Origin of the sequence: Leminorella grimontii ATCC 33999 = DSM 5078, assembly GCF_000439085.1 — a bacterium.
Classification (GTDB): Bacteria; Pseudomonadota; Gammaproteobacteria; order Enterobacterales; family Enterobacteriaceae; genus Leminorella; species Leminorella grimontii.
Genome location: NZ_AUUA01000002.1, coordinates 446,026 through 464,928, shown reverse-complemented (window position 1 = coordinate 464,928; position 18,903 = coordinate 446,026). Strand labels below are relative to the sequence as shown.

Annotated in this window: 20 protein-coding genes and 1 pseudogene; 9 read left to right on the top strand and 12 right to left on the bottom strand. The window is 54.0% G+C overall.

Annotation, left to right across the window (positions count from 1 at the left end; genetic code table 11):
• Positions 1–369 precede the first annotated feature (369 nt).
• Positions 370–1,059 carry an NYN domain-containing protein gene (locus tag G544_RS21270; RefSeq protein WP_051155607.1) on the bottom strand — a complete coding sequence of 230 codons (690 nt, stop codon included), beginning with the start codon at positions 1,057–1,059 and terminating at the stop codon, positions 370–372.
• Between the two features lie 155 nt (positions 1,060–1,214).
• On the opposite strand from G544_RS21270, the gene G544_RS22695 reads away from it, so the two are divergent.
• The 6 genes and pseudogenes from G544_RS22695 to G544_RS0106600 all read left to right on the top strand — a co-directional run bounded on the left by G544_RS22695 (position 1,215) and on the right by G544_RS0106600 (position 4,832).
• Positions 1,215–1,466, top strand: coding sequence for an ash family protein (locus G544_RS22695; protein ID WP_161624112.1), 252 nt, complete (start codon positions 1,215–1,217; stop codon positions 1,464–1,466).
• Positions 1,467–1,687: 221 nt separating this feature from the next.
• Entirely contained in the window at positions 1,688–1,978 is a 291-nt protein-coding gene (locus tag G544_RS22635) for a hypothetical protein (protein WP_309297258.1), read from the top strand.
• Positions 1,975–2,187, top strand: a complete 213-nt coding sequence (locus G544_RS0106610; protein ID WP_027273862.1) for a helix-turn-helix domain-containing protein — start codon at positions 1,975–1,977, stop codon at positions 2,185–2,187. Before G544_RS22635 ends, G544_RS0106610 begins: the two co-directional genes overlap by 4 nt.
• Before the next feature lie 320 nt (positions 2,188–2,507).
• Complete coding sequence (locus G544_RS0106605; RefSeq protein ID WP_027273861.1) at positions 2,508–2,924, top strand: hypothetical protein; 417 nt, start codon at positions 2,508–2,510, stop codon at positions 2,922–2,924.
• Between the two features lie 154 nt (positions 2,925–3,078).
• Positions 3,079–3,207, top strand: a pseudogene (locus tag G544_RS21620) (helix-turn-helix domain-containing protein); the annotation flags it as partial.
• A 230-nt stretch (positions 3,208–3,437) separates the two neighbouring features.
• The gene (locus tag G544_RS0106600; protein ID WP_027273860.1) at positions 3,438–4,832 is read left to right on the top strand and encodes a WG repeat-containing protein; all 1,395 of its coding nucleotides are present in this window, start codon (positions 3,438–3,440) and stop codon (positions 4,830–4,832) included.
• Positions 4,833–4,925: 93 nt separating this feature from the next.
• Here the strand turns inward: G544_RS0106600 and G544_RS0106595 are convergent, their stop codons facing one another.
• The 11 genes from G544_RS0106595 to gatZ all read right to left on the bottom strand — a co-directional run bounded on the left by G544_RS0106595 (position 4,926) and on the right by gatZ (position 15,846).
• Positions 4,926–5,756 carry a heme/hemin ABC transporter substrate-binding protein gene (locus tag G544_RS0106595; protein WP_027273859.1) on the bottom strand — a complete coding sequence of 277 codons (831 nt, stop codon included), beginning with the start codon at positions 5,754–5,756 and terminating at the stop codon, positions 4,926–4,928.
• Positions 5,757–5,802: 46 nt separating this feature from the next.
• Complete coding sequence (locus G544_RS0106590) at positions 5,803–6,849, bottom strand: hemin-degrading factor (protein ID WP_027273858.1); 1,047 nt, start codon at positions 6,847–6,849, stop codon at positions 5,803–5,805.
• A 70-nt stretch (positions 6,850–6,919) separates the two neighbouring features.
• Positions 6,920–8,935: a TonB-dependent hemoglobin/transferrin/lactoferrin family receptor gene (locus tag G544_RS0106585; RefSeq protein WP_027273857.1), complete on the bottom strand. Its 2,016-nt coding sequence runs from the start codon at positions 8,933–8,935 to the stop codon at positions 6,920–6,922.
• 127 nt (positions 8,936–9,062) lie between these two features.
• On the bottom strand, positions 9,063–9,251 hold the full coding sequence (gene hemP / locus G544_RS0106580) for a hemin uptake protein HemP (protein ID WP_051155613.1): 189 nt from the start codon (positions 9,249–9,251) through the stop codon (positions 9,063–9,065).
• 257 nt (positions 9,252–9,508) lie between these two features.
• Positions 9,509–10,363, bottom strand: coding sequence for a tagatose bisphosphate family class II aldolase (locus G544_RS0106575; RefSeq protein WP_027273855.1), 855 nt, complete (start codon positions 10,361–10,363; stop codon positions 9,509–9,511).
• Positions 10,364–10,417: 54 nt separating this feature from the next.
• Positions 10,418–11,197 carry a DeoR/GlpR family DNA-binding transcription regulator gene (locus G544_RS0106570; RefSeq protein WP_027273854.1) on the bottom strand — a complete coding sequence of 260 codons (780 nt, stop codon included), beginning with the start codon at positions 11,195–11,197 and terminating at the stop codon, positions 10,418–10,420.
• Between the two features lie 103 nt (positions 11,198–11,300).
• The gene (gatD, locus tag G544_RS0106565) at positions 11,301–12,347 is read right to left on the bottom strand and encodes a galactitol-1-phosphate 5-dehydrogenase (protein WP_027273853.1); all 1,047 of its coding nucleotides are present in this window, start codon (positions 12,345–12,347) and stop codon (positions 11,301–11,303) included.
• Between the two features lie 47 nt (positions 12,348–12,394).
• On the bottom strand, positions 12,395–13,777 hold the full coding sequence (locus G544_RS0106560; protein WP_027273852.1) for a galactitol-specific PTS transporter subunit IIC: 1,383 nt from the start codon (positions 13,775–13,777) through the stop codon (positions 12,395–12,397).
• 3 nt (positions 13,778–13,780) lie between these two features.
• Complete coding sequence (gatB, locus tag G544_RS0106555) at positions 13,781–14,065, bottom strand: PTS galactitol transporter subunit IIB (protein WP_027273851.1); 285 nt, start codon at positions 14,063–14,065, stop codon at positions 13,781–13,783.
• A 64-nt stretch (positions 14,066–14,129) separates the two neighbouring features.
• Complete coding sequence (gene gatA / locus G544_RS0106550) at positions 14,130–14,579, bottom strand: PTS galactitol transporter subunit IIA (RefSeq protein ID WP_027273850.1); 450 nt, start codon at positions 14,577–14,579, stop codon at positions 14,130–14,132.
• Between the two features lie 4 nt (positions 14,580–14,583).
• Positions 14,584–15,846: a tagatose-bisphosphate aldolase subunit GatZ gene (gene gatZ / locus G544_RS0106545; RefSeq protein ID WP_027273849.1), complete on the bottom strand. Its 1,263-nt coding sequence runs from the start codon at positions 15,844–15,846 to the stop codon at positions 14,584–14,586.
• Between the two features lie 334 nt (positions 15,847–16,180).
• Between gatZ and G544_RS0106535 the strand changes: the two genes are divergently transcribed.
• The 3 genes from G544_RS0106535 to G544_RS0106525 all read left to right on the top strand — a co-directional run bounded on the left by G544_RS0106535 (position 16,181) and on the right by G544_RS0106525 (position 18,902).
• Positions 16,181–17,026 carry an ABC transporter substrate-binding protein gene (locus G544_RS0106535; protein WP_027273848.1) on the top strand — a complete coding sequence of 282 codons (846 nt, stop codon included), beginning with the start codon at positions 16,181–16,183 and terminating at the stop codon, positions 17,024–17,026.
• 383 nt (positions 17,027–17,409) lie between these two features.
• On the top strand, positions 17,410–18,147 hold the full coding sequence (locus G544_RS0106530) for an amino acid ABC transporter permease (protein ID WP_027273847.1): 738 nt from the start codon (positions 17,410–17,412) through the stop codon (positions 18,145–18,147).
• Between the two features lie 2 nt (positions 18,148–18,149).
• Positions 18,150–18,902: an amino acid ABC transporter permease gene (locus tag G544_RS0106525; RefSeq protein WP_027273846.1), complete on the top strand. Its 753-nt coding sequence runs from the start codon at positions 18,150–18,152 to the stop codon at positions 18,900–18,902.
• Position 18,903: the final 1 nt, after the last annotated feature.

Below are 18,903 nucleotides of genomic sequence, written 5' to 3'. Positions count from 1 at the left end.
AATTATTTGGATCTAAAGATAGCTGTCTTTCGATATTCCCGTCTTTATAATTGATTTTCATTTTAGAAAAAGGAATTGGCTGATAGTTGATATTCAAAATTTTTACGGCTTGCTCTGTTTTAAATAGCATTGAGTGTATCGACATGAGTGAGAAGTTATCATCCTCATCAATATTCTATATTTTGCAAGACGCCTCCAGACTCTAAATTCCCTTTCTTACTGCGGGCCGTAGGCCGCCGTGTCGTCGTTTGAGTATAAGAGATTAGGCTACGAGGTTGGCATCCTGAAAGTCTTATCGGCGACATTATCGTTCAACTATCGTTCAAAAGAGGTCCTTTTATTGCTACAATTTCAACCTAAACGCATTCGCTACTTTCTACTACCGTTTGCTCCAATGCGGATCTCACTGTTCTGGCGTTTCACTCTCCAGCAAGTGCCATTTTTCTCCAATAAAAATGACAGGGGATATTGTTGAAGCATTTTTAGAAACCTTCCTTTTTTTGATGGATATCCAGCAGCAACCCAGTGTTGGGATAATTCACTTACGGACAACCAGTCGCTAGCGGCATTCGGCCATATGTTTAGAATGCAATTTTCCTCAACGGTTAAGGGGATAATTTCTTTAATTTTCGGTCTTTCTTTCATGAAAAACTGACTACAGGCAAACTTGAAGGCAGGAGAAGAACGACTGTCGCCAATACCAATAACGTCAGAACCGGATTCTTTTAGTCGAATGATTAAGCGCACAAAATCACTGTCGCTGGTTACTAAGACAAACGTTTTGAATTGGCCGGAATACATCAAATCCATGGCGTCTATTGTTAGCGTAATATCAGAGGAATTTTTACCTGATACAAAAGACGGTTGGTGTACCGGATTAATGCCATAATTAATCACGGCTTCTTGCCATTTATTCAGGTTGCATTTGGTCCAGTCCGCATAGGCTCTGATAATGTGGCTGCATTGAAGTTTTTCCATAAGCGCCATAACGTCTGGCATAACGCTACTACTGATATTTTCAGCATCAATAAGCACGGCGACGTTGTTCCTGTTTTTCATTCATGTTTCCCAGGGAATATATCGAGTCGAATATGATAGGGATATGGAGGATGTATGCTGGCTAAAAGTCTCAATAATCCTTATTTTCCTTTTTGAGAGTGAAAATAAATGGCGTTACTTTATTTACTATTTTGCGAGACGTCTCCAGACTCTAAATTCCCTTTATTGCTGCGGGCCATAGGCCGCTGTATCGTCGTACTGAGCCTGCAAAATCAGGTTACGGGATTGGCATCCTGAAAACTTCATCGGCGATATTAAGCGCATCAGCGTTTTTTTGTATCGCGCGTCCGGTTCTGGAAACGATATACTGTCGTTTCTCTATGGTGGGCTGGACGGAGGCGCCGTTAGGTGCGCCGGTACCCGATGAGGCCGGTAATGCCAACTCTGTCCAGTTCCGCCACCTATGAAATTGGCATTTCCGGTGGTGGTTATATTAACGACTCATCGGAGGCTGCCTCATGGCTACAACCCCAACCCAAGTTCACCCGTTACTCACACTCTCTATTGACCCCAATGCGGACTTCACCGTTTTGGCCGACTACTGCGAACAGTTTGCCGAAGCTCAGGCCGAATTTGACTTTCCGGGGCTGCGCTCCGCGTTTTGCGAGCGGCTTACCGCCTGCCTCGCGTGTCTAGGGCCACGCAGAACGACCCGATCCCGCCTCATTTGGAATCCCTGTTTATTACTAACGCTCATCCCCTCGTTTTTCCACGCTTCGAGCCCGATACGGAACAGCTGTGCGGCTACTGTATGGCGCTGTCTCAAACCCTCACCGAGCAGGAGCTTCCCCCTGATGTAGAACAAACCCTGTCAGACCTGCTGTTTGGGCTGGTCAGCTACCTCGCGGCGGAACTCAAGGCCCCGCGTTGGGTGCGCATGGGCAATAGGGTCGTTCCCGTCAATGGGGGTGAGTTATGAACCAACAGGACTGGCATTCCGCCGACGTGATCGCGGCGCTGAAAAAGCGCGGCACCTCGCTTGCCGCCGTCTCACGCGAAGCGGGGCTGACATCCTCTACGCTGGCTAACGCCCTGATGCGCCGCTGGCCGAAGGGGGAAAGGCTGATTGCCACAGCGCTGGGCGTTGCGCCGGAGGAGATTTGGCCTTCTCGGTATTGCGGTAGGTAGGGTGTTTTTTAAGAGAGGCTTCCCGCGCCGTTATTGGCGGCGGCGCGGGTTACATAATGCTGAATGCTTCCTAATAAATAGCTTCGTATATTATCTGTTGATTCGATTACTTTCATAAAATATGATTAATGTAGTAAAAATTAAATGTGTTGTTATTGATCGCGTAGCACAAGAAAATCTAAATCTGCGTAAAACTTTGAAAGGAAATGGTTATATGCAGGATGAAAGAAGGATATATCATAATGGTAAGAAGCTATTTTTTACCAGAGAGGATGACCGATATACCATCTGCAACTATTATTAATATTTAGGGAATGAATATGCTAAGAGATTTAATGTTTATATTTTCTTGTGTCATTATGTTAGTTGCATGTGAGAATGAATATTCTAGGGGGGAATGCTCTAAGGATTATGAACGACTGAAGCAGCTTGTCAGTTATGGTGAGGTAGAAGATCATGTCACCTTACAGTTGTATGATATGCAATATGCCTGTGGAGAATGTTTAAGTTTATATAGAGTGGATAAAATAATATATTCTGAAAGTGGTGAATATGAATATTATTTTAATAAAGAAATTAAGTTAAATTTTTTAAATAGAAATTTAGAAGATAAATTTAATAAGTTTGTTTGTGATAGCAATAAATATAATTATATATTTTCTGGGGATTTCCGACGTAACTCGCTGGGGGTTGGGCGACTGGACGTCACTGAAGGGAACTTCGTGTGTATTGATTAATTTTATTTAAGATAAACCCGCGTTACCGTCCGACGTAGAACAAACTCTGCCAGACTTCCTGTTCGGGCTAGTCAGCTAGAACTCAAGGCCCCGCGCTGGGTACGCGTGGGCAATAATAGGATAGTTCCCGTCAATGGAGATGAGCTATAACGCAGCAAGACTGGCATCCTCCACGCTGGCTAACGCCCTGATGCGCCGCTGGCCGAAGGGGGAAAGGTTGATTGCTGCGGCGCTGGGCGTTGAGCCGGGGGAGATTTGGCCTTCTCGGTATTGCGGTAGGTGAGGTGTTTTTTAAGAAGCGTTTCCCGCGCCGTTATCCATAATGGCGCGGGTATCTCGACAAGTAATTTACTGCTTCTCACCAGATTTGCGGCATGGTCAAAACTGAATTGATATACGCGGTGCTGAATAGACAACAGAACAGCAAAGCACTTAATGTAATTCTCGTTTCAGTAAATATGATTAATACTATCGCAGTTTTATAGCCAAGGTATTCGCCAAGAGGGAAAGCGCATGAGTAAAAAGAGATGGATTTCTATTGTTATTATTTTCTTTTGGGGAAGTATCGCCAACGCCGAAAATAGTAAAGAAAATAAGAAATATGCTTATCCATTTATCAGTGCCTGTGTTTCTAGCAACGCAGAGGTATTTGATAAATGTGGTTTAATCAGTCGAGATGGAAAAACTGTCACACCGGCAAAGTATAACGTTATAGATAAATATCCGGATATTTGGTTAGCATTAAAAGAAAATGGTGATACCGATGTGCTGGATCCCGACGGGAATGTTGTTGGCACCATTTCTGGTACGCCCCAAGTCCCTCCTCGTGGATCGATAATTAAAATTGCTGATAATCTTCTGTTTTCTGCAAAAGCCCATGCACTTTATGACTACCGTGGTACGTTAATTCATGCACTGAAGTCCTCTGAAAATTATTCGGATTATGGTGTGTCTGATGGAATGATAAGTGCGTTGAGGATCACCGATAGTGGTGTAAAAAGGGGATATATGGATATCCATACCGGGACATGGATTCTGGAACCGATTTATTCATCTATAAGCGAATTTAAACAAGGGTATGCAAGCGTTTCTGTAAAAAAAGAAGGGGAGTTTTATTCGACTATCATCGATAAGAAAGGTAAAGAACTTTTTCCCTTCTCTTTGGACACAAGCTTCCACTGGATTTCAAATAACAGATGGATAAAGAGCTATGACCCTTCAGGAATGAGAGGGCTTGTCGATATTCTCAATGAGAGGGGTGAAGTTTTGCTCTCACAGGTGACGGTTGAACCTTATTCGTTTTCTGAACATGCTGTTATCGTACAAAAGCAACAAAATGCAGGCTGTTATGTAGTCAAACTCCCATCAATGGAAGAACGGCGTATTTCTGAACGCTGCCGTCTCAGTAAATTTAGCGATGGCGTTATCTGGATTAAGCGCTTTACAGGAGAAGAAAAAAATTCAGAGTGGGCGTTATTTGATGAGTATGGTAAAGAGCTATTCAGGATGAATTATCGCAATGTTTCTGCATTCCATAATGGTTTCGCCGTTGTCGTTGATAATAATGAAAAGTGGGGCGTTATTGATAAAAAAGGCGAAACGGTTATTCCGTTTGAATATAGCAAAATTGGTACTCCGTGGCGTTCGTTTAGACAGCCAATATATGAAGGCGTTTGGCGTGTAAGAAAAAATGGTGTTAAGGGAGATATGTATATAGATAATAACAATCATGTTATTGCAACGCTCACAAGGGATAATATTTCTCAGGAAGGCCCGTGTAGTCAATATAATCCCATGACTCTGTTAAAAAACGAGCAGGGAAAAATCCTCTGGCAGGAGGATCTTGAAGAAACCTGTAAGGCTGTTAATAGCTATAAACAAAGCCGTTCGGATGCATCGATACGGTAAAAAAATAAAAATCCCGCGCCTGAGCGTATAGCCAATGGCGCGGGTATTACGATGATTCATCTACGTGTTAATTCAATAAAAAACAAAACTCCCCTACTCCCCCTCCATCGCCCTCTGCAACTCCCCCATCACCGCCGGCGTCTTCAAACTAAACCCCAGCAGCGCCAGGTCGTCGACCACCAGTAGCCGATGCTTTTGCCCGGCGGGCGTGTGCTTAATGCCGGGAAGCTGCCAGATTTTCTCTTCGCCGCCCAGGCTTTGGAAGCCGGTGGTAGTGATAAGCAGCAGGTCGGGCGCGGCGGCCACCACGCCTTCCTGAGACAGCGGCCGGTAGCGGCTAAAGCCCTGCATGGCGTTCTTGCCGCCCGCCTGCGTAATAATGGCCTCGGCGGCGGTGTTCTGCCCCGCAGCCATCGGTTCTCCGCCGCCGTAGTTCATCACAAACAGCACCTTGGTCGGCAGTGACTTTTTTGGCAAATCCGCCAGCTGGCGGTTGAAGTCTGCGATAAGCTTCTCGCCCTCCTGCTCTTTACCCAACGCGTCAGCGACGACGGCGATCTTCTTCGTTACCGTCTCCAGCGACGGCGTGCCGGGCACGCTGACGATATTCACGCCGGCGTTTTTCACCTGTTCCAGCGCCAGCGCAGGCTGAGAAAGCTCGCTGGCAAGTATTAGCGTCGGGCGCAGGGAGAGCAGCCCTTCGGCGTTAAGCTGGCGCATGTAGCCGACGTCCGGCAGGCTCTGGGCGGCTTTGGGCGTTAGGCTGGTCGAGTCGCGCCCAACCAGTGCGCCCTGCGCGTTCAGGGCGTAGACGATTTCCGTCACGTCGCCGCCAACGCTGATGACCCGCTGTTCGGCGGCAAAGGCCGCTGCGCTGAACAGGGCGCCGAAAGCCAGCGCCGTTTTTACTAAAGCTTTCTTCATGAAGACTCTCTTATTTATGTAGGCCCCTTTATGCAAGCATCGCGCTTTACGCAAACACCATGGGCTGTTGAAGCAGCGTATCGAGCTGCGTTCTCCACTGGGACTGTTCTGGCTTCCCTTCCGTACGCTGGCCGTAAAGCTGGGCGATTTGCGTACCGTCGGCGGCGAACAGCTCAAGGCTGGTGACGACGCCGTCTTTGGTCGGCTTGCGGGTTATCCAGCTTTCGACGATGTCGTCTTCAATCAGGTGCAGCACGAACTCGCGGTTGAAAATGTTCAGCCACCTGCCGTGGGGAACGACCCGTTCGATTTTGCCGGTAAAGATTTGCACGCAGCCGCGGTTGCCGACGAACACCATGATGTCGTTGGCGTCGCGCTTGGCCATGTCCAGCAGCTGTCGCAGGGACTGATTGTCGACGCGCCGGGCCAAGTCGTTGTCTACTGCCGCAAAGGCCTGCTGGCGCGTGACGTTATGCTTGCGCAGCAGGGTGAAAAACTGGTGGACGTCGGTCATCTCGCGCCATTCGCGGTCAATGGCCAGCTCGTCGATTTTCTGCGCTTTTTCCGATTTGGCCGGTTCCGCCGTCAGTAGCGTCAGGGCAGGGTTGTCGTCCTGTAAGAACGTATCGATGACTTTTTGCCACGCCGACGCGTCGGTGTTTTCCGTCATGTAGACCTTGTGCAGCGCGTCGCCGTACTCGTCGAAAAACTGAATGCTGCGGCGTTCGCCCCGCGCCGTTTGTTCCGTCAGGGTGAAGGCGAAGCGCCAGTGGTTGAGAAACAGGCGCAGATCCAGCGCATACGGGTTCAGGATAAGCCCGGCGTGGCCGCTGAGGTGCTGATTGGCGTAGCTTCCCACCTGCTCGTGCACCGCATATTCGTTGCGGGTGATGGCCTTGGTTTCACCGACGCTTTCAAGCGCCGCCAGCAGCGCTCTAACGTCGTCGCCGTTCAGGCGTCGGGCATCGTGGCCCACGCGCGCGTGGGTCAGTTCCGCTTCGCTGACCGAAAGTCGCTTTGCCAGATCTCTGGCGAACTCCTCCGGATGCTGCTGCTTGGCCTGTAGATAGCGATCGTATAAAGAGATTGTCATCTTTGGTTTCCCGTATGCGGTTGGTTAAACGCGGGCCACGCTTTTTATTATTAGCGCGGCCCGATACTGCTTAGAACTGATAGCTGGCGAACAGCTTCACGTTGCGGCCGTCCTGCAACACGCCGCCAGGCGTGTAGTACTCTTTATCAAAGGCGTTGGAGATCACCACGCTGGTCGTTAGCTTGTCTTTAAATACGTCCGGCTTATAGCTGACGTAGAAGTCGTGGGTGGCGTAGCCGCTTTGCGGCGTCGGCGCGTCCTTGATGCGATCGGCGAAGACGCCTATCCAGCCCACGGCGGCGTTGGTGTTGCCCAGCGGGACGTTAAGCTTGGTCGATACGGTGTCCGGGCTTACGGTCGAAAGCCACTCGCCGGTGTCTTCGTTTTTCCCGCTGGTGCGGTTGTAGGCGACGCTCATGTCGAAGTAGTGGGTCTGGTAGTCCATCATTACGTCCCAGCCCCAGATCTTGGCGCGGGGGATGTTGACCGAGGTGGTTTCGCACGGCGAGCAGATAACGCCGACGCCCGGCCTGTAGCCCACGGACATATTGACCTTGGTATCGATGTAGTCTTCCGCCTTGGTGTTGAAGTAGCTGGCCTTAAACTTCAGGTCGTCGTCAGCCATCAGCAGGTTGTCAAACCGCAGGCCAAAGCCCGCTTCGGTAGTGGCGTTGGTTTCCGGCTTCAGGTTGGGGTTCGGCTTCCAGTAGTTGTTCATGTTCGGCCCCATGCTGAAGTGCAGGGAGTCGTTATACATCTCGCCCATGGTCGGCGCGCGGAACGCCTCGGAGTAGGAGGCGAACAGGCTCAGCCAGTGGGTCGGGAAGACGCTCATCGCCACCTTCGGCGACCACTGGTCGGCGTCGATATCGCTATAGCCGCTGCTTTCGGCCTTGTAGTTGTCATAGCGCACGCCGGCGATAAACGACACGGGCAGGTCGCGCAGCGTTAGCTCGTCCTGCAGCCAGCCGGAGGCGAACTTGATTTCTGCATCGGGGTAGCTGGTGGTTGCGCCGCTGGGATTTTGCTTCTGCTTGTAGGTTTCCGCGCCGTAGGTCAGCTGGCTGGGTATGGCGCTTTGCTGGAATAGGCGGGAGCGGTTTTCCACCTTGATCCCTTCGGTTGTTTGCTTGCGATCTTCCCGGCGGCTGCCGTCCGGCGACGAGTCGATATTGGTCTCTGAGTAATAAACGCGGGTGGTGGCGTTCAGCCAGTCCATATCGGACGGGTTGATGCGATAAACCAGCTGGGCGTCTTTACTTTCCGTGGTGCGGTCGGTCATCACGTCGGTGGTGGTGGTGCCCGGCTTGGCGTTTTGCGGGTTCTTCGGCTCTCTGGCGTCGTTGTTGTAGTAGCGCAGGTTGCCCGTCAGCGACTGGGCGTCGGTAATGTACCAGGTGCCTTTGGCCAGGAAGGAGCCGATATTTTCATCGTTAGGGGCAGTTTCGCCGTTGCTTAGCCTGAGGTTTCCCTTGTCGCGGAAGTTGGCGGAGAAGAGGCCGTCCAGGCTGTCGGTTCGCCCAAAGGCGGTGACGCCCATCGCCTGGCTGTGGTCCAGCGTCGCGCCGGAGCCGAACAGGCGCACGCCGCCCTGCTCGCCGTCGCGAAGCAGGTCTTTGGCGTCGACGGTGTCAAAGGCAATGACGCCGCCCAGCGCGCCGCTGCCGTACAGCTGGGCGGACGGGCCGCGAACCACCTCAACGCGCTTTATCAGCGCCGGATCGAGGAATATGCCGTTCAGGTGGCCGGTGTCGGTGCCCTGACGCACCCCGTCGACCAGCGTCAGGATGCCGCGCTTGTCGTAGCCGCGCATGGTGATGTCCTGCCCGTTGCTGCGGCCGATGCCGGACAGGGTAATGCCGGGGATGGATTTCACCAGATCGGCCGCGCTGTTGGCGGCCAGATTTTCCGGCGCGGCGGGGTTGACGACGGTGACCATCATCGGCGCCTCAAAGGCGTTGCGATCGTTACCCGTAGCGACGACGGTCATTACGTCGTCGCCGGACGTCGCGTTTTGTGATTCGGCGTTAGCCACAAGCGGCAACGCGCAGGCAATGGTAATGCATAAGGGCGATAGGCGAAGCATAGCTGCAACACTCCATGAAAGTTATCAATGAAACGAAAGCGGCTGGCTGCCTTGACGCGGGGTCTGGGTGGCTGGCTGAAAGAAATCCGTCTACGACGCGCTGTCATCGCATGCAAACGGCAGTTTTTTACTTGGTTAAAATTAGTTTTCCCGTCTTGGTGATGCGCAGCTGGTACTGCTGGTTCTGATGCTCGATCAGCAGGATGCCGCTTTCACCAAGGAGCTCCCGGCTGTTTACCTGAGCGGGCTTTGTTGATTGCTCAGCGCAAAGGCTCGGTTCTGACTGCGGGAGGGATGGTAAGTTTGTCGATGCCATAGTGTTAATGATAACTAATTGCAAATTGATAATAAGTATCATTTAAAAAATACACATCAACAAGTCTTTCTTTATCTTTAAAGCGGGAATTTAAGAAATGTGGCTGTTTTTAATCGGATAAAATCTGATAGCCCGATCTTTTATCCGGATAAAAATTATTTACGTTATTAATCACATGGTCATTAGCGTTTGTAAGTGATTTGGTTCCCCTGGCGTTAACCATAGAGGGAACCTTCACTTGTTAAACCGAGAAAAAACTACAGCTTTCCGGCGCTCCCGCAGATAGAGATTTTCTCCTCAACCACTTTGCGCATCGCCACCTTTCCCGGCGCCATATAGTGCCTGGGGTCGTTGGCCTCGGGGTTTTCCTTAAAATAGCCCTTAACCGCGTCGGCAAAGGCGATTTTCAGCTCGGTGGCGACGTTGACTTTGCACACGCCTAATCCTATCGCCTCGCGCACCATCTTCTCCGGCAGGCCGGACGCGCCGTGCAGCACCAGCGGGATATCCACTCGGCGTCGGATCTGCTCCAGCCGGGGAAAGTCCAGCTTCGGCTCGCCTTTATACAGGCCGTGGGCGGAGCCGATGGCCACCGCCAGCGAGTCGATGCCGGTGCGCTTGGCAAATTCAGCGGCGGCGTCGGGGTCGGTGAAGGCGCCGTGCTTTTCGTCCACCGTCAGGTCGTCCTCCTGGCCGACCAGCTGACCCAGCTCGGCCTCGACGCTGATGCCGTAGCGGTGGCACAGCTGGGCGACGCGGCTGACGGTGGCGACGTTTTCCTCAAACGGCAGGTGCGAGCCGTCGATCATCACCGAGCGCACGCCCGCCTCGACCTTTCGTTCAATGTCCGGCAGCGCTTCATGGTGATCCAGATGCAGCGCGAAGGGCAGGCGGTGCTGGCGGGCCGCCGACTGGCAGATGGCGACCAGGTAGTCGATGCCCGCGTAGGTGAAGGTGCCGGGCGTACCGGCGAGGATCACCGGAGACGACATTGCTGCCGCCGTTTCGACCACTACCTGCACCGTTTCAAGGTTGTGAACGTTGAAGGCGGGCACCGCGTAGCCGCAGCGCTGCGCCTTTTTGAGCATTTCATGACTGGGAATAAGGTACATAAGCCTTTAAACCTCAACAAACCACCGTATCCCAGCAGGCAGACGCACCGGGCGTCAGGCCGTCAGGACGGTGATGTTCTGTTTCTGAAATGCAGCCTTGTCCCGCTCGCTGATGCCTTCGTCGGTAATAATCGTGTCCAGTTTGTCGATGGGCAGCACCTGATTAAAGCCGCTGCGGCCAAACTTGGACGCGTCGATAACCGCGATCACTCTGTGCGCTCGGCTGGCCATGACGCCGCTGATGGCGTAGCCGTCGTTGAAGGTGGTAATGCCCTTCTCGGCGTCGATGCCGTCCGCGCCGACGAACATCAGGTCGGCGGCAATCCCGTTGAGGGACTGCTCGGTAATGCTTCCGTGCATCGAGCGCGTCTTGTGGCGCAGCGTGCCGCCGCAGACGAACAGCGTGATCTCTTTATTTTCTGACAGGGCGAAAGCGGCCGGCAGATTGTTGGTAATGACGGTGATATTGTCGATTTTCACCAGCTCCTGGGCGAGCAGCATGGTGGTGCTGCCGCTGTCCAGAATGACGGTGTCGCCCGGCTTAACGAACGATGCGGCCAGAATGGCGATGCGCTTTTTCGGCTCCATTGCCTGCTGATAGCGCTCCTCCAGCATCAGTTCATTGGGAAGGGCCGTCGTCTGTACAGGCTCGTCGGCGGTTTTGGAGGCGCCGCCGTGAAAGCGCGTCAAAAGCCCCTTTTTTTCCAGCTGTCGCAGATCGGAACGTATCGTGACTTCGGAAATTTCAAAAGTATTCGAAAGCTGTGTAACGAACACTTTCCCCGAGGCGTTGACCATATCAACGATTTTATTTCTTCTTTCAAAAGAATTCATAAGGCAGACTCATAGAATAATATTTTCGATTAATGGAGAAAAGATAACCAAAATACGTTCTATTGTCATGTCATTACCAACGGCGTACCGGTAGGCTGCGGTGTTATTCGTTGATTTTCATCAACAGTTTTCCATTCATCGGTTTTCCTTTCAGCGCCATTATTTTCTCAGCGAAGCCTTCCGGATTTTCGATATTGGCGATAAGCGGCTGCAAATCGATGCGCTTTTGGGTAAACAGCTCCGCCGCCAGCCGCCATTCCTCTCCCGGCCACGGCGCGGAGTAGTTCATCCAGCTTCCCAAGATGCTGAGCTCCTTGCGCAAGATCAGGCCGAAGGCGGTCTGCGACAGCGTGAGGTCCTGATGCAGGGTGCCTACCAGGGCGACCTGCGCCCTCGGCCCGGCGACGTTGAGCGCCAGCTCGACGGTCTGCGGCGTGCCCGCCGTTTCCAGCAGCAGCTGATTGAAGCGCCTGTCGAGGCTGCTTTCCCGAATCTGCTCGGCCGACTCGCTCTTAGAGTTATAGACGTGCGAGGCCCCCAGTCGCAGCGCCAGGTCGAGCTTGTCGTCGTTGATGTCGATGGCGGTGACGGAGGCCGCGCCCATGGCGTTGGCGCACTGCAGCGCCAGCAGGCCGATGGTGCCCGCGCCGATAATCGTGACGTGCTTGTCTTTACATCCGCCCGCCAGCAGCAGGGCGTGCAGGCCGACGGTGATGGGTTCGAAAAAGGCGCCCTGCAAAAGCGACACGTTGTCAGGCAGGAGGAACACGTTGTTTTTATTGACGACGATGTACTCCGCGTTCCCGCCGTGCTGCCTTGAGCCGACGAAGTTGTAGCGTTTGCAAAGCGAGTAATAGCCTCGCTCACACTCTTCGCACTGAAAGCAGGGAAGTAAGGGGACGCAGGCCACCGGAGAGCCCGGCTTTACGTGATTAACCCCAGATCCCGCCTCCACCACGTGCCCGCTGAACTCGTGGCCCAGCGTAATCGGGTAAAAGTGCGCGCCGCCGTGAAAAATGCGTGGCAGGTCCGAGCCGCATACGCCGGAGTAGGCGATTCGAATAAGCACGTCGTCAGGGGACGTCAGCGCGGGCGTTGGCCGATTTTCGACGTAGGCCTGCCCGTCGCTGCCTATAGATACAGCTTTCATGTTACCTCCAAATGAAAGGGGAGCGGAGTCGCTCCCCCAAGAGAGCGCTAGCTTTGCCCTGCGGCCTGTACCTGAACGTTGGCCGGGCTTTCCGCCTGTGCGGCGAATCGCTTCGCCCTACGCCAGGTCAGGAAGATGCCGATGCCGTACAGCGCGCCGATGGCGACCAGGCCAATCACGTTTTCCAACGTTAATGCCTGTACCAGCAGATAGGTGATGGGAGAGCCGCCCTGATCCATTGAGGCGACCAGGCTGCCGTCGCCGGTCAGAGAACCGGCGTTGGCGGCAAGCTGGGTGTGCAGACCGATGGTTTGTGTGGCTATCCACAGCGTGATGGACATAATAATGACGCCTGAAATCAGGGTGCGGAACAGGTTGCCCTGATGGACGGCGACCGCCATCGCGACAAAGAAGCCGATAGTCGCCAGGTCGCCGAACGGCAGCACCTGGTTGCCTGGCGTGACCACCGCAATCAGAATGGTCAGCGGAATAAAGATCAGACTGGCGGAGACCACCGAGGTGTGGCCGAGCAGCAGCGCCGGGTCTAACCCTATCAGGAAGTCCTGCCCGCCAAACTTGGCCTGTAGGCGGCTGCGCGCCTGTTTGGCAATCGGCGTCAGGCCGTCCATGATGGGCTTGATAACGCGAGGCATCAGCAGCATGACGGCGGCGGTTTTCACCGCCAGCTGCAGCACCGCTTTTATCTCGTAGCCGGCAAGCAGGCCGATGACCAGCCCCATCACAAAGCCGATGGTGACCGGCTCGCCGAACGCGCCAAAGCGCTTTTGCACGTCGTCGGCGCTGAAGTGGATGCGGTTAAGGCCGGGAATTTTTTCAATCACGGTATCGACCAACACCGCAATTGGCCCCAGATAGGCGGAGGTACCGTGCGGAATGGCGATGCCGTCGAGGCCGAAGAAGTCCCGCGTGTCCTTGGCGAACCAATCCCCCAGCTTGTAGACGAAGGCGGCGTGGACTACGACGCCGACGATGGCCAGCGCATAAGAGCCGGTAGCGATGTGCACCAGCGCGCCGGTAAAGGTCATGTGCCAGATGTTCCAGATGTCGACGTTGACCACGCGGGTCATGCGCGTCATCAGCATCACCAGGTTAACCACGATAGCGATAGGAATGGCGATAAGCGCAATTTGAGACGCCCAGGTCATCGGTGAAGAGCCAGGCCAACCGATGTCGACCACCTTCAGGTTGATGTCGAACGCCTCCGCCATCGCCTTTGCGGCAGGGCCGATGGAGTCCAGCATCAGGCCAATTACCAGCCCGATGCCCACAAAGCCGATGCCGATGTGGATGCCTGATTTAAAGGCGTCTCCCGGCTTCATCTTCAACAGCAGCGAGAAAAGGATGACGACGATGGGCAGCATAACCGTCGGGCCCAGGTCGAGCACGTAACGCATGATTTCTGTAAACATAGGTTACCCCTTCAGAATGCCCAGAATTTTCTCTTTCAGCGCGTCCATACCGACGCCGGAAACGAAAGGCATGCCGTGGACCAGAGGAATATCACCGAAAGTCTGGGTCACTTTGGCGGTGGTGCAGATCATGTCCACATCGTCCTTATAGGTGTCGATTTCGTTGACCCGGCACTGAATGATTTCCAGATTGATGTTGTGGGCTTCACAGAGTTCTTTAATCTCTTCCGCCGCCAGCGTTGAGGTAGCGACAGCGCCGCCACAGGCGACGATAACTTTTCGTTTCACGGTTAAACCTCTTGTTATTGTGTTGTAGGGATGACTTAGCCTTGGAATGGAATGTAAACGACGATCAATGAAGCACCGCCTGAGAAAACAGCGTTGCCATGTCGTCTTCCGGCGCGGCCAGCAAGGCGTCCAGAAACGCGCTGTCCTGAAGCGCGCAGAACAGCCTTCTTAAAAGCGCCAGCTGCCTGTCCGGGTGGGTCACGACCAGAGCGATAATCAGCCTGGCCGGCACCGTACCGTCGTCATCCGCCTGATAAAAAGAGACCGGCTTATCGGGGCGGATAAGGTAGATAGCCGGCTCGTTTGCGTGGGTTGCTTCACAGTGAGGGATGGCGACCGCGTGCTGTTCCAGCGCGATGCCGGTCGGGTAGGTCGCTTCTCTCTCTAATAATGCTGACGGGTAGCTCGCTTTCACTACGCCCGCGTTAAGCAGCGTTTCGCCGATGTGGTGAAGCGCGTCGATATCGTCAGCAAACTTGATTCCGGTACGAATTAAAATCTTGCTTTGTTGCATGGGGTTATTCTCCACAGCCGTACGCATAGGCGCGCAGAACGTCCTGAATTTTGTCCATCACCAGATTTTCAGGCGTCAGACGCAGCTTGTTTTCCATCACCCGTTCAAACTGCTGGGCGAAGTATTGGCTCACTAATCCTAAGGGAATGCGGACGTTTTGTAGATTGGCCATCAGCGTATCGACGCTTTGATTGATGCGCTGGTGAGGCCAGTAATAGCGAATGCGGTCCGACAGGCTGAAGTGGATATCCAGCAGAGAGTGGCTGAAGACGTCGCTGTAGTATTTTTTCCAGTAGCCCGGCTCGTCGAGCATTACCGAGTCGATAACTTCCAGCACCCGGCTGCTTTTTTCCGGCGCTATCAGCGCCTTTTCGATATGGGCCAGCGAGAAGATGGCTTCGCGCAGCGCAAAGGTGAGCGCCGGGCCGACCTTCAGAATGGCGAAGTGGTCGTTGACCAGGCTGCGGTAGCTGGCTTTGGTCTGGTAGTCGGTAGAGTGCGCTTCATACACCAGCGGCGTTGATTCGATAAAGTCGGACAGCGCCTTGGCCTTTTCGGGTTGATAAAGAATAACCTGCGAGTGGTCGAATTCGACGCCCGGTTGAACGACGACAGCGACGATGCGAGAGATAGCGTCATCCAATCCCAGCGCGCGAAACGCCTTTTGGTGTGATTCGATGGTGTAAGCGGCGTCTTTTTGCGTTGTAACGTGGATTTCGTTAATGGCCGACGCCTCACCGCCGGGAACCGGGACCTCGGTGCCGATAACGTAGGTCAGCTGCTGCTTTTGCTCTTCGGTCGCGGCCTCTTCCGCCGCTTTACACAGGCGCGCCGCGCGAGAAGCAACTTCGTCCGGATCCAGCGGAACGGCGTCACCCGCGCAGGACATCGAAGCATCAAGGTGGATTTTGCTAAAGCCGGCCTTAACGTAGTCGGCGACCAGCGTCTGCGCCTTTTGCATTGCGACTTCAGCCGGTTCGTTCTGCCAGCAGTTTGGCCCCAGATGGTCGCCGCCCAGAATAATGCGATCGTGGGGGAAGCCCAGCCGGTCGGCAATGGCGTAAACAAACAGGCGAAAATCCTTGGGCGTCATGCCCGTATAGCCGCCGAACTGATTGACCTGATTGGAGGTCGCTTCAATCAGTACTTTTCGGTTGGTATTCAAATCGAAGTGCAGCGCGGCTTCAATGACGCGAGGGTGAGCGGAGCACACTGAACAAATCCCCTGCGCGCCGTGCTGTTTGTGCTGTTTGACGATCTCTTTCATTTTTCATTCACTTCTTCGTCTGATGATGAAAGCATAATCGTAATGAATCGAAAGTTGTTCAAGCTGTGAATTTTCGAATTGTGATCTAAATCGAATAAAATGAAAGTTGCGGTTAATATTCGAAAGTTATTTGGCGTGTTTAAGCTGATTATCGAAAGAATCGAAAGTTTGAGCGCCAAGAGTACGGCAGAAGCAGAAAATGGTGGGAAAGTTCGTGAGTTATAACCAAAAAGAATATCAAAGCCGTTTATGTTATTTCACTTCTCGTTTCGCCTGCGATTAACTCATCATCAACGGCTTCGTCAACAATAACTATTTCTTTAGGATGGCAAACATGGCTCTCAAACTTCGCGCTTTATCATTCGCACTGGCCGCAGGGCTGGCTGGCGTCGCCGGCATCGCTCAGGCGGACCAGCTCGACGACATTCAAAAAGCAGGCGTTATCAACATTGCGGTATTCGACAGCAACCCGCCGTTTGGCTACGTTGACGCCAAGAGCAAACAAATCATGGGTTATGACGTCGATATCGCCAACGCCATCGGCAAGGCGCTGGGCGTGAAGGTTGAGCTGAAGGCCACCAACCCGGCTAACCGCATCCCGCTGCTGGCCTCCAAGAAGGTGGATCTTATCGCTGCCAACTTCACCATTACCCCGCAGCGCGCCAAAGAGGTTGATTTCAGCGTGCCCTACTTCGCCACCGGGCAGAAGTTCATCGCCCGTAAAGGCGTGCTGAAACAGCCTGACGACATCGCCAAGCTTCGCATCGGCGCCGACAAGGGCACCGTTCAGGAAATCACCCTGCGCGACAAGTACCCGACGGCGAAAGTGATCTCTTATGACGATACCCCGGTCGCCTTTACCGCGCTGCGCAACGGCAACGTCCAGGCCATTACTCAGGACGACGCCAAGCTGGTGGGCCTGCTGGCCAACCTGCCGGACGCCGTAAAAGCCGACTTCGAGATTTCTCCGTTTAGCATCACCAAAGAGTATCAGGGCGTCGGCGTGACCAAAGGCGAAACCCGCCTGACTGAAGCGGTCAACAAAGTGCTGCTGGACCTGGAAAAAGACGGCCAAGCGGTGAAAATCTACGACCGCTGGTTCGGCCCCGAAACCAAATCCGCCATGCCCCGCGGCGACTTCAAGTTTGGCCCGGTAGAACCGGATCCGTCGAAGGGTTAATTCCCCAAATAGATAACGGATGCCAAAAGTAAGTTTTGAACTATGTACGGAGTCAAACGGCGGGAGAGCGTTCCGTGGGGGTCGACTTGGCGCAAGCCAACGACAAACCGGCAAAGCCGGTTTGAACAGCGCTTGCGCTGGCCCTTTAGGGTGAAGCCCTTCGGGCTTCATAACTGCCCGTAGGGACGGTAGGCCCGCCGCACTCCCAAAGCTAATACAGGCGCTCTCCCGGCCGAGCACAATGGCAATATGAGTAGATTGTATTTTCGGCCGGAATATCCTCTGAAGCCGATTTAGCAAATTCTCCACCAATCGCAGGGACTCAAAACGAGTCCCTTTTAAGCTTTCAGCTAGAGATAAACGGGCTCCGCGGACAATAAAAAATGACCGAAAAAATAACCCAATGGCTAATGGCCCCCCAGTATCTGGGCTGGCTGTGGGACGGATTCCTGCTGACGCTCGGGCTGTCTGCGGTATCTATCGTTGCAGCGACACTCCTGGGCGCCATAGTCGCCGGCGCGCGCGACAGCCGCCTCGCGTTGCTGCGCCTGCCCTCGGTGGCCTTCTGCACGCTGTTTCGCAATACGCCCCTGCTGGTACAGCTGTTCTTCTGGTACTTCGGCGTCGGCAAGCTGCTGCCGGAGGGCGTTATCCCTTGGCTGAATACGCCGCACGAGGCGACGCTTTTTGGCGTGACCGTCGCGTGGCCTTCGTTTGAATTCATTTCCGCCGTCTTCGGCCTGACGGTCTACTTTTCTGCGTTTATCGCCGAAGAGATCCGCTCCGGCATCCGCGGCGTGGCGGCCGGTCAGAAAAACGCCGCGCTGGCGCTTGGGCTCACCGGCTGGCAGTCCATGCGCTTTGTGATTTTGCCTCAGGCGATAAAAATCGCCTTTCCCCCGCTGCTCGGCCAGTACATGAACATCGTCAAAAGCACGTCGCTGGCGATGGCAATAGGCGTGGCGGAGCTGTCCTACGCGTCGCGTCAGGTGGAAACGGAAACCCTGCGAGCGTTTCAGGCCTTCGGCGTGGCGACGGTGCTGTATATCGTTACTATCGCCCTGATGGAAGCGTGGGGCATGTGGTATGAACATCGCCTGTTGGCGAAGGGGAGGCGTTAGGGATGGATTTCTCAGTGATTTATGACAATCTGGACTACCTGCTGTGGGGCGCCTATCCGGACGGCCCACTGGGCGGTGCGGCGCTTACGCTGATTATCAGCCTGATTGCGGGCGTCGCGTCGGCCGTGCTGGGCGTCATCTTCGGCGTGTGGCTTGCGATGTTTCGCGGCTGGATTGGCGGGCTGTTGGCCGCCGTTTTAGGCTTTTTTCGCGCCATTCCCGTCATTATGCTGATTTTTTGGGCCTACTTCATGCTGCCGATGCTGTTTGGCGTCGATATCCCGGCCATTACGTCGGTGATTTGCGCCCTGGCGCTGATTTCAGCCGCCTATCTGGCTCACGGCGTCAAAGCCGGCATTATCGCCATCGGCGCCGGGCAATGGCAGGCGGGGCTTTCTCTCGGGTTTAACCGCTGGCAGGTGCTGTGGCACATCGTTTTGCCTCAGGCGCTGCGCATGATGGTGCCTTCGTTTATCAACCAGTGGATATCGCTGATAAAGGACACCTCGCTGGCCTACGTGGTCGGCGTCGGCGAACTGACGTTCCTCGCTACGCAGGTCAATAACCGCAGCATGGTTTATCCGACGGAGGTGTTCCTGTTTATCGCGCTGGTCTACTTCCTGTTTTGCCTGACGCTCGACGTCGTCGCCAACGCGCTCAGCAGGCGCTACGCCGTCGCAGGCAAGGGAGCGGCGCGCTCCCGTTCGCTTTGGCGGTTTCTGCTGCCGATAAAGACCGGCGCTAGAGCGCTGTAGA